Annotated in this window: 9 protein-coding genes and 1 pseudogene; 2 read left to right on the forward strand and 8 right to left on the reverse strand. The window is 39.1% G+C overall.

What is annotated here, in order from left to right; genetic code table 11:
- Window positions 1-112: 112 nt before the first annotated feature.
- The 6 genes and pseudogenes from OCV70_RS03800 to OCV70_RS03825 form a co-directional block, all read right to left on the reverse strand.
- Window positions 113-2,974, reverse strand: a complete 2,862-nt coding sequence (locus OCV70_RS03800) for a glycoside hydrolase family 3 N-terminal domain-containing protein (protein ID WP_173766804.1) — start codon at window positions 2,972-2,974, stop codon at window positions 113-115.
- A gap of 23 nt (window positions 2,975-2,997) precedes the next feature.
- Window positions 2,998-3,747, reverse strand: coding sequence for an ATP-binding protein (locus OCV70_RS03805; RefSeq protein WP_117852337.1), 750 nt, complete (start codon window positions 3,745-3,747; stop codon window positions 2,998-3,000).
- Window positions 3,748-3,769: 22 nt separating this feature from the next.
- Window positions 3,770-3,964, reverse strand: a complete 195-nt coding sequence (locus tag OCV70_RS03810) for a hypothetical protein (protein ID WP_015542178.1) — start codon at window positions 3,962-3,964, stop codon at window positions 3,770-3,772.
- A gap of 16 nt (window positions 3,965-3,980) precedes the next feature.
- A complete protein-coding gene (locus tag OCV70_RS03815; RefSeq protein WP_173766806.1) occupies window positions 3,981-5,798 on the reverse strand; it encodes a cobaltochelatase CobT-related protein in 1,818 nt (605 codons plus the stop codon).
- Window positions 5,799-5,804: 6 nt separating this feature from the next.
- Window positions 5,805-6,737 (reverse strand): annotated as a pseudogene (locus OCV70_RS19605) (AAA family ATPase).
- Between the two features lie 85 nt (window positions 6,738-6,822).
- Entirely contained in the window at window positions 6,823-7,593 is a 771-nt protein-coding gene (locus OCV70_RS03825; RefSeq protein WP_117455971.1) for an ATP-binding protein, read from the reverse strand.
- A 168-nt stretch (window positions 7,594-7,761) separates the two neighbouring features.
- Here OCV70_RS03825 and OCV70_RS03830 point away from each other — a divergent pair, with 168 nt between their 5' ends.
- Entirely contained in the window at window positions 7,762-8,409 is a 648-nt protein-coding gene (locus OCV70_RS03830; RefSeq protein WP_173766808.1) for a TetR/AcrR family transcriptional regulator, read from the forward strand.
- Here the strand turns inward: OCV70_RS03830 and OCV70_RS03835 are convergent.
- Window positions 8,331-8,957 carry a DUF3786 domain-containing protein gene (locus tag OCV70_RS03835; protein WP_173766810.1) on the reverse strand — a complete coding sequence of 209 codons (627 nt, stop codon included), beginning with the start codon at window positions 8,955-8,957 and terminating at the stop codon, window positions 8,331-8,333. The two genes, OCV70_RS03830 and OCV70_RS03835, sit on opposite strands and share 79 nt — an antisense overlap.
- A gap of 321 nt (window positions 8,958-9,278) precedes the next feature.
- Here OCV70_RS03835 and OCV70_RS03840 point away from each other — a divergent pair, with 321 nt between their 5' ends.
- Complete coding sequence (locus tag OCV70_RS03840; RefSeq protein WP_173766812.1) at window positions 9,279-9,728, forward strand: Rrf2 family transcriptional regulator; 450 nt, start codon at window positions 9,279-9,281, stop codon at window positions 9,726-9,728.
- Window positions 9,729-9,991: 263 nt separating this feature from the next.
- On the opposite strand, the gene OCV70_RS03845 is transcribed toward OCV70_RS03840, so the two are convergent.
- On the reverse strand, window positions 9,992-11,210 hold a 1,219-nt coding region (locus tag OCV70_RS03845; RefSeq protein WP_262579248.1), incomplete at its 5' end, for a recombinase family protein.

Here is an 11,210-nt window from a genome sequence, read left to right on the forward strand (position 1 = left end):
ACATATACTCGAACTGTTCTTCTACTTTTCTTACATACGTCTGAACAACCTCAGCTCCGTCTCTGTCACCTGTATAGGTAACCGAAGCTTTGATTCCATCCCACTTTCATCCTTATTCAGCATTCTTTCTTTTCTTATATCCTCTGATTACCAGTACTTCCATTCCTGCCATGAAAAGTGCTATTACAATGTCGATACCAATTCCTGCTTTTTTCCAGTTTTCCATACCTGTTTCTTCATGTTCTCCATCATAAGCCCAGCTGCTTACAACTGTATACATGACATTTTTGCAGGCATTCCTCATCTGAAGTACAGATGTTGGATGCTCCGGATTGGCTACATTGTTCTCTTCTCCGTTGAATGTGGACAACATTGCATCTACTCCATTCGCCAAAGCTGCATCTGCATTCATAAATCCATGACCATTGTTTCGGAAGAAGTCTGTAAGCGCCATTCCCCTGAATCCCCATTCATCTCTGAGAACTGTATTCATAAGGTTACTGCTTTCTCCAGTCCATTTATCTCCAAGGAAGCTCCAGGAAACCATAACCGCATTTGCGCCACCCTGTTTTACAGAAATTTCAAATGGTTTCAGATAGATTTCCCGGATTGCCTGCTCATTTGACCAGACACTTACCATCTTTGCATTTCCCTCATACAGAGCAAAATGTTTGATATAAGAATAAACTCCATATTTTCTTGCTCCTTCTACTGCTTTTGCTCCCATATTTCCTGCAAGAACTCCATCTTCTGAAAAGTATTCATAGTTTCTTGCTCCAAATGCAGTTCTATGAGTATTCATACCTGGTGCATACCAGCCCTCTGCACCCATTTCCTGACTGATCTTGCCCATGTATTCACCCCAGGCCTGTGCAAGTTCCTTATTCCATGTGGAAGCAACCACAACTTCAATTGGAAATCCAATAGAACCAACTCCTGTAAAGTTGTTATTAATTGCTGCTGGTCCATCGAAATCAAGTGTAGCCACTTTTCCCACAGAATCCATGGCTGCTGTCTGATAACCAGCCATTGCAATCATATTTGTCATTTCGTCAACAGTAAGCTGATCCAGAAGTTTTTCCCAACGAGGATCGTCATAATCAGCATCACGCATATCAGCTAATGTAAGTCCATTATCTGCTCCCGTTGTCGGCATTACATCCTCATCATTGAGGTATGTAGTCTTATCAAAGTTGCTGTTCAGATGATATTCAGAAACATATGGCTCACCCAGCTCTGCAGATGCCGGTGCTGCTGTAGCCTCTTCATAATTTGCAAAATGATCTGCTCGTGATAAATATGTCACATCGCCTTTTGCATCTTCAAATACATTTGTTGCTGCAGTATCATCTGATGCTCTTTTATTTTCTCCCTTATATACTACATCTTTATCTGCAGTATAAGTTTTCTGATCCAGCACAGTATGTGAATCGCTGTTGATAGAAATCATATAATCGCCTTTTTCAAGAACATATGCTTTTGCAGTATTCTCATCATAAGAGGCCATATCTTCTATACTGAATGTAGCTGTAACAATCTGAGATTCTCCCGGCTGAAGCAGATCTGTTTTTGCAAACTCGATCAGATTTGCAGATGCTTTCTCAATTCCGCCATTTGTATATGGCGGTTTATAATACACTTCTACTACATCTTTTCCGGCAACATCTCCGGTGTTGGTTACTTCTACATCTACAGAAATCTGTCCGTCTTTTTCCTCCAGTTCACCCATTTTCTGTTCAAATTCCGTGTAACTCAGACCATATCCAAATGGATACTGTACAGTCTTATCGTAATCAATCGCACCTTCCTGTGCAGCTGTTTCATAGTACTTGTATCCTACATAAATGCCTTCCACATAATTGGTAAATGCCGGAGCATACACCTGCGCAGTTCCTGCGTTCATTCCTTCAACGGCCATATCTGCCAGATTTGTATACTCCGTTTTTTCTGCATTATTCCACCACGGAGCAGTTGTCATATCATAAATAAATGTATCCGGTGTTTTTCCGGAAGGATTGACTTCACCTGAAAATACTTTACCAAGTGCATTAAATCCCACATTTCCCGTTCCGGGGCACCATACAACAGATTTAATCTGAGGATATTCATCTGCGAAACCAAGTTCAAACTGATTTGCTCCATTATAAATCACAATCACATTATCAAAGTTTGAGCAAACCATATCCACCATATCTCTCTCAGTTTGTGAAAGCTGTAAATAATGCTCTCCCTCAGGAAAATCATCATATTCATCTGAATTATTATCATATGCTGCTTTTCTTACATCCATAGGAATATCATTATGACCTTCACCTGCTTTTCTGGAAAGAACCACAGCTGCCACATCAGAATATTCTTTCGCGCTTTTAATAAGCTCAGCACTGTAAGTATCTACAGGTGGCTCCGGTAATGTCCAGCTCTGTTTCTGGATAGACATTTCCGGATTATCTGCACCATAATTGTTATAAAAATCAACCAGTTCCTGGTTAATAGAAAATCCGGCATTTTCAAGTCCCTGATTCAGACTGACAATATCATACAGATCATTAATACCACCGGAACCAGCTCCTCCGTAAGCCGGATTAATAGATTCCCAGCCAAAAATATTCAGTTTTTTTGTTTCATTTAAAGGAAGCAGGCTTTCATTCTTCAGAAGAACAATTCCGTCTTCCATAATTTTTTCTGCCACTTCCGCAGCTTCTTCATTTGTTTCATCGCTTAAAGTTCCATTTCCCTTTGCCAGTCCAATCAACGTAGCCATTGGTCCAAAACAGATCATATTCACGCAGACAACGACTGCAAGAGCCATTGCAATCGCAGCTTCTCCCCTTATCAGAAATCTTTTTCCCCTGGACATTCTGCGGCATGCGATCATAATTACGATTCCAATTACAAGTGCAGCAATAATACCGATAATATACGGTTTGCATAATTGTAATACTGCCAGAACATCTTCCATTTCAACACTGATCATTCTCTTTTTTCCTCCATTTCGCATTAAATAGAAAGTAGAAATTCTGTTAAGTTTTCAATAGCATCTGGTTTTTCTGATAGTTCTTTTCCTATCAGTCCCTCTCCCATAATACTAGGATCCGCACTAAGAGATACAGCGACTCGACTTGAATTCCATACAGATTCATACATCATTTCCTGATTCTCTTTTGTTACTTTATTGAGAACGTAATAAAATGGTTTTCGAATACTTTCCGATAATTCCCCGATTTTTTTGGAAAGCTGTAGGGATTCATAGGATGGATCTATGATTATCAATATCAAATCTACACCGTTATCAATTCCACGTCCAAAGTGTTCAACACCAGCCTCCATATCCATTAGCGCAAATTGATCTTCTGTAAGCCTAAGATTTTGGATAAATTGAGTCATAACAGTTCCCATAGCACAAGAACACCCTTCATTTGCTTGATGAATTTTTCCACTGGTCATCAGTTTTACACCGTCCTTCAGACTATAATAATCTTCCGGTATATCATTTATAGTCCAGGTTTCTTCAAAAAACTGATGAGTAAATTTTGATAACATCATGTCATTTAAAACATTTTGCTTACCACCGAAATAGTCTGTAAAATCTCTGGGAAGCTTCATACCTAGCTGCCGGTGCAGACCATAATTAGATTCATCGGAATCAATTACCAAAATTTCTTTTCCTCGTCTGGCTAAAGCCTTAGCCAAAAGACTGGTTACTGTACTTTTTCCACATCCACCTTTTCCAGTTACAGCAATTTTCATCTGTTATCTCCTTAAATACTTCTTACTCCACTTCCTCCAGTTCTGTTCCTTCTGGAAGAATATATCCGCAGTTATCACATACTCCGTCCTCTGCAAGTATCCCGTCTTTCACAAAGGCTTCAATGCCTCCCGGTTCATGACAGCGTGGACAATCTAATTCCTGTATCTTTTTCTGATTTCTTACATCCTGGCAATTGGCAAATTCAATTTTACCCATAGTGATTTCTCCATTTTCATTCCATATCAATTTGTCTTCGCAAAAAAGTTCCTACCATACGGGAAAAATTGCTGATATTACGAATATAGGCAAAGTCTTTTCCATAGATTCTCTTTTCCACGGAGAGTTCTTCTTCATTCCCTACAAAAATACCAATCACGAAAATTCCCTGATTTCTGGCCCGACGCACCTCATAAGCAGTATCTTTCACAGCTCCTTCTCCGTCATAGATCTTGGGCTGGCGGGTTCCTGGTCGTTGTATGCTCATATCACAGGGTTTTCCATCACTTAATACGATTAAAATCTTATTTTTTTCCGGTCGCTCCATGAGAGAGGAACAGACTGTTTTCAGTGCAAGCCCATCTCTGTTATTGGCATACGCCCGAAATTGAAAGATTCTTTCATTTGTTTCCCTTGGATCTTCATAATCCCGAAATCTCTGAAGTACTGTATATCCCCAGAAAGCACAGTATCCTGTCACCCGATGAGGAATTCCTGCCTGGCTTAATGCTTCACTGATAATATATCCCTGAGCCGCTACCTGAGCCTGTCTGCCAGCTTGGGAACCACTGGAATCAATCAGGACGTCTATTACAAACTCAGAATCTTCAGATCTCTTTTTTCTATTAAATAACTTGTCATCGTCTGTTCTTCCAATTTTCCATAACCTTTCAGGAACAAGCTGCCCTGCATCAGATCTGCTGACAGAATCATCCTTTCGGATTATAAATGCCCGTTTCAGTGACTCTGCCAACACAGAAATATTTCTTTTGATGATCCAGTGATTATTTCCATAATAGGCTTTATTTTTTTCAAACTGCAGCTGAGAAAAACGGTATTGATTATTTTTTATGACAGGGTTCTGTAAAATTCCATCTGTAAGATACAGGATACAGTTTTTGTGGATTCCTGTACAAAATTTCCGGTTGATTCTGGCCTGCTCCGATTCACTCAGATACGATTTCCCGTAATTCAGTTCCACATATTCCCGTATCCGTCGCACTGCCTGTGGATTTATATTCTCCGAGCTTTCCGGAACTTCTTCATTTTCCGGAGAGAAATAAAATCTTTTTTTCTTTTTGTTTCTGATATCCAGACTCATCATCTTTTTTTTGAGATTAGAAAGATATTTTTGAATGATGTCTTCCATCTGTTCATCTGTCATGCATTCCTGCCACGCATCATTGGCCAATGCCATATCCGGTAAATTCAGAATCTTCTCCAGATTTCCATTCCTTTTTTCAAAAGAAGGATCCAGAACATGATTATAAATCTCATCTATCACGTTTATGACATCTTCCGTATTTTCCGCATTCTTCAGAGATAGAATCTTGTACAATGCAATCTCTGCCTGTGGATCCATTCCCTTATCGTCTGTGTTCTCCAGAACATGCCTTATATACAGAAGCCTAATCCTGTGAATCAGGTCTGTTCCAGCTTTGTCTGATACCTGTTCTTCCTCGGCCTTTTCCAATTCTCTGAACGCCTGTTCTCTGATTTCCTTTGTTCCCAAACGTTCTCGAATGATAAAACAATTCACTGCAGCATCCATGCATAATCCAGCAAGAGGCAAAAGCATATCTTCTCCAGCAGAAAAATGTAATTTTTTCATCAAATACATGCCAAGTTTCTTCTGATCAAAATATCGTGCAAAGGCACCCTGCTTCACTGCCTCATATAGAACCGTTTGTTGTGAATAAACATATTTTTCTGTGTCCGGTTCAAATTCTATATCATAATCACCACTGACTGTCCAAAAAAGATTTCTGATACGATTGCTGATCTCCAGACGATGTTCTTCCAGTTGTTCCGCCGGCCATCTGACATCCTCCATACAAGTTTACCCCCATATGTCTTTTCCGGTCCAGGAAGATGGGATTCTGGTAGAAACCACATCTTCTACGATCTCTTTTTCAAATACATCAAAACTTTTATTTATGATCCCCATCTGGATTGCATCAATTGGAGAAAGTCCGCTTCTTGTTGCTTTTACAGCAGAAACCAATCCTCTCAGGTCAAGAGATTTTGTTGAGATTTCTCCATGATAAGCTTTGATCTGCAAATCCAGAAACAGCCCTGCAAAAGCTTTCAGTGCACTTTTTTCCCCATCTGGAAAATGTTGTCTTAATACAAAAAGGACACTATCCTCATCCATTTCAGGCATATCAATTACCATAAACCTTGAAACTAATGCTTCATTTAGCTCTCTGGTACCTGCATAACCATAATTCATCGTGCCGATAAATCGTGTTGCCGGATGAAGTAAAATCCTGTTATATCCTGGAATATCGATTCTGCGCCGATGATCCAGTGTGGCATGCAGTACAGAAACTGCATCATTTTTTGCCATATTGATTTCGTCCAGGATTCCAAATCCTCCAAATTCCGCTCATTGGTAGATGGGACCTTTCCGAAGGCGAACCTCATTATTTATAAAGGTATCCGTTCCAATCAGATCGGCACTGTCTGTATTTACATGAAAAGAAATGTCGTATTCCGGTCTTCCGAATATCCATGCCAGTGTCTCACATAGTACATTTTTCCCTGTAGCTTTTGCACCGGAAAGTAACAGGTTATCTCCCTGAAGAAGCGCTGCTATTGACATTTCCAGAATCTTTTTCCCATAAAATAGGATATCCGGTTTTTCTACCCGTTCCTTTACCTGATCCTCTACCTCATAACGCATGTGAAAATCTCTCAATTCTCCAATCAGTTCCTGCGCTATCTTCTGGTCTTCTAAATATTTTTCTATTTCTGTCCAATGATTTCCCATGAAGATTTTCCTTTCTTTGCAATTGGTTATACCAAATCAGATAATATTTCTGTTTACTCAATCTTCAAACTTTCAACCCTCCAACTCACAATCCTAACTTCTTTACAATTTCTCCCAGTGCACTTCTTACAGGAGAATCTTTCGGAAGCCGTATGATCGGCTTTCCATCACAGTCATACTGATATACCTGGTCATCATGTGGTACAACCCCTAACAGCTCCAGTCCCTGATTTCGGATTTCTTCCAGAGTTCCGGCATCCAATTTTCCATCCGGAACACGATTCACAATTAATCCTGTCTTTTGTGGCTTAAAGTTTAATTCCTTCATCAGCTTTGCAATACGTCCGGCTGCCTGAACACCTCTTCTGGAACAGTCACTTACAAGAATCGCAACTTCCATCATTGGCAGGATTCCTCTGCTGATGTGTTCCATACCCGCTTCGTTATCAACCACAATATATGGATAATGGCTTTGCAGTTTCTGAACCTGGGTCTGTACAAGACCATTTACAAAACAATAACAGCCCTGTCCCTGGGTTCGCCCCATTACCATCAGATCATAATCATCTTCTTCTGCAATTGCATCGGAAAGGCGCATTTCCAGATATGCCTGTTTTGTCATACCGGAGGGAATCTGATATCGTGGGTCGACACCTGCCCGCTCAATTTCTTCTCTCAGCTCCCCAAGTGTGATCTCTGGCTCAACACCGAGCACTTCGTTCAAATTTGCATTTGCATCTGCATCCACCGCCAGGACCGGACGTTTTCCGCTTTCACATAAATACTGGATCAACAATCCACAAAGAGTTGTTTTTCCTACGCCGCCTTTTCCTGATACTGCAATTACATGTCCCATGTTTTTCCTCCTAAAATTCTGAATAATTTGTTGACTTTTTCTTTAAATCCCATTATAGTTGTTACTATATAAATTACAATAATCAATCTGTGAGATTTGTATGGCTGCTCAACACATCAGAAAAATTGTTGAGGAATCATATGATACCAAATAATACAGGAGTATATAATGTCAGAAAAAACGAGAAAACAGGATCGCCGTACCCGCTATACTAGGCAAACCATAAAAGATACGTTCTTAGAATTGTTAAAGCAGAAAAGTTTTACGAAAATTACAGTTACAGAGATCTGCAAAAATGCTGAAATCAACCGTGGCACTTTTTATCTTCATTACTACGATGTCCATGATGTATTATCCGATATTTTTAATGATATGACTCAGGATATGTTAACAACTGTAGATCATTTATTCTGTCTAAATCAAAAAAGCTGTTCCTATCCGTTCTGTCAGAAAATACAGATGGAATCACAATACAGGGCACTGTTTCTGGATGATGCAATTGCCCCTATTCTTCTGGAAAAAATAGCAGAAAATACAAAAGAAGGCTATGTGACCTGGCTTATGTCACACAGCCTCCTGACCTTTGAACAGGCAGAATCGGTTTTTTATTTTCAAATGAATGGCTGCCTTTCCATCAACAGACTGATGCTCCGCAATCACTGTAATGACTGGAAACAGATTCAGACAGTAATCGACAAATTTATCAAAGCCGGACTGGAAAGTTTTCTGATTCATGATCAGAGGGAAGAAAATGCTTCCGATAATTTTTGCAGTAAAATTTCTCCAACTGTTACCGCATCTTCTACACTCAGATAATGATCGGCATGATCTTGAAGAAATAGTTTTCCCGATGCAGGAAATTCTTCATCCGCAAACCATATCTTTAAAGTTACCGGATATCTTGGCAGAACTGGAAAAACAGCACTCAGATCCGCCTTTGTCTCTGTGAATTCTGCACCCAGACTTGTACATGCTTTCTGAATTTTCTCAGGATCTTTATCCTGCAAAAGTTTTTCCAGTTTCTGCTCTGCAGTCCGGTCAAACTTGGTTCCTCGAATCAATCCATCTTTCAGGTTACCAAAAGTAATGAGCTTCTGTGAGCCTTCTATTCCATCGGCCATATCCAGATAATGCAGCAATATCAGATAATGCCATTCATCCATATTTGAGTTAATACGAAACTCAGGGAGTTGAATTTCAATCGTTTCATAAAAACTCAGTACTTCAAGCACATTTCGGCTGCTATGAAAAACAGCTCCACTTTTTGCAGCAAGATCCTCTCCGGAACGATTTTGCAGCCGTTTTACTGCTGCCTGCAACATTTCCTGAAATGCACGATTTTCTGTTTGATTTTTGTATTCCATAAGCTCTCCTTTGTAAATATTTCATCGCATCATATAATAATCAATGTTTATGCAAGGATTTTGGTGGTTTCATAAATATGTTTACGATCAGCATATGATACAATCCTCCGTAAGTTTCATTCCTGTGTTGACTTTTCCTTTAAATTTTATTATAGTTGTAATTATATTATTTACAATCATCAAAATAAAAAATATGTACAAGTTCCCAACACATTGAAAAGAACTGTTGAGAACTTGAGATGTTTTTAACAAGCCAGAAATATTTTGTCTCAAAAATGTGAAAGCAAAATCATTATATTATACTACAAGGAGTTTCTTATCATGAAATATTCAACGAAATTAAGTGATACTGTCCATGTGATGGTTCTGATTGCTATCAACCAGGAAAAATCTCTCTCCAGTGCCTCAATTGCAGAAAGTGTCCATACAAATCCCGGCTTTGTGCGCCAGCTTATGTTAAAACTAAAAAAAGCCGGACTTATGACCAGTGTAGCCGGACATGCCCGTCCTTCTCTTTCAAAGCCAGCAGACCAGATTACATTGCTGGATATTTATAAAGCAGTTGAAGGTGATAAACCATTGCTTCATTTAGATACTCATACCAATCCAGATTGCGGCGTTGGCATTAATATTCAGTTGTCTTTGCAGGGATTCTATAATGAAATCCAAAAAACTGCTGAAGAAAAAATGAATACGATTACTTTACATGATATCATAAATACCTATTATCAGCGAACATCCATGCAAAATAATTTGCAAAACATTATATGACAGGAGAAATAAGCAGGAAACATTTTGTGATAATTTTGGAAAACTCACTCCAAGAGTTCTCCTGTATCACTTGCTGCATACTCCCTTCAGATTTGACTAATAGATTTTCAGATAAAAAGAAAAAGCCGCTGACACGTTATCTTCTAACGCATCAACAGCTTCTATCCTGCTTTAATTCAGTGTATTATTCGGTTTTGTAAAGGTTTATTTGCTTTCAGCATTCTCCCTGATACGGTAATAATCATCCATATCAATGCCTATTTTTACCTTGGCATCTGGTTTTCGTTTGTCAAAAGGCAACATGTCTCCACGGTGCTTTCGTTGTCCCAACAAAGTTCCTGTGTCTCCCTGTCTCCAAAATACACCGGAAAACGGAACTTTATGTGCTTCAGGAATCTGCCATCTGGCTGCTCCTGCTCGTAAATGTCCACCTGTTCCACAAAGCTGTTAAGAAATTCTTTCTTCTCCAGGTCGGTGAACTTATCATATAGTTTATCAAAATATAAAAGAAATTGATAGACGTTTTCTTCTGATATTTTCTGTTGCCGGATATTCAGCAGGCGATTCTTAACTTCTTCTATACTGTTCTCCACGCCTTCAATTTCATCATATAGACGATATAAGCGTGTCTCCATATCCTGATATTTCTTTTCATAAAATTTATCCATGATATCCAGACTATCCATCTGCTGTCCAAGTCTTGCTTTTGCTCCGGTCAACTGCTTGTGCTGCTTTTCCAATCCTTCAATCTCTTTTTCTATTTCTTCTGTATCAATTCTTGAACCGATTTTATTCAGAATTGCTTCTTCAAATTTCGGATTCTTCACCAGCTTCCGGATAACTTCTTCCACTGCATTGTTAATCTTCTCCTCGCTCCATTGTTTACGATATCCACATTTATGACCGTCTACCAGACGACGATGTTTACAGGCATAATAGAAATAATCTTTATATAAGGTTCCGTCTTTCTTTTTCTTTCGGTTCACGTTCCCATACATACCGCTTTCACATAACGGACATCTCAATATTCCAGATAAGATATGCTCATGATCCAGACTATGCGTTTTTTCATATTTCACACCTGTTTTTTCCCGTTTTTGATGTGCCAGCTCCCAATCTGTTTCTGAAATAATCCCTTCGTGGATACCATCATGCAGCATATAATTTTCCTGTTTTACAATGCGATATTCATTTCTTGTTCCAGAAACTTTCTCGTTCTTCCTTCGTCCATAAGCCAACTTTCCACAGTATACCGGATTATCCAGAACGCCTTTTATAAAGGAAGAGGCAAATGCGTCCAATGTATTATTCTGTCGTTTTTTCTTTTTATATCCATGCTGGTTCAGCCATGCAGCAATCGCAGAGATTCCCATATTTGTATGAATAAATTTGTCATAAATCAAACGAATAATCTCCGCTTCGTCCTCTGCAATCTGTAATTCTCCATTTACCAATTCATAACCATATGGAGCGAATCCTCCG

The organism is Blautia acetigignens, from assembly GCF_025566865.1.
Classification (GTDB): Bacteria; Bacillota; Clostridia; order Lachnospirales; family Lachnospiraceae; genus Blautia_A; species Blautia_A acetigignens.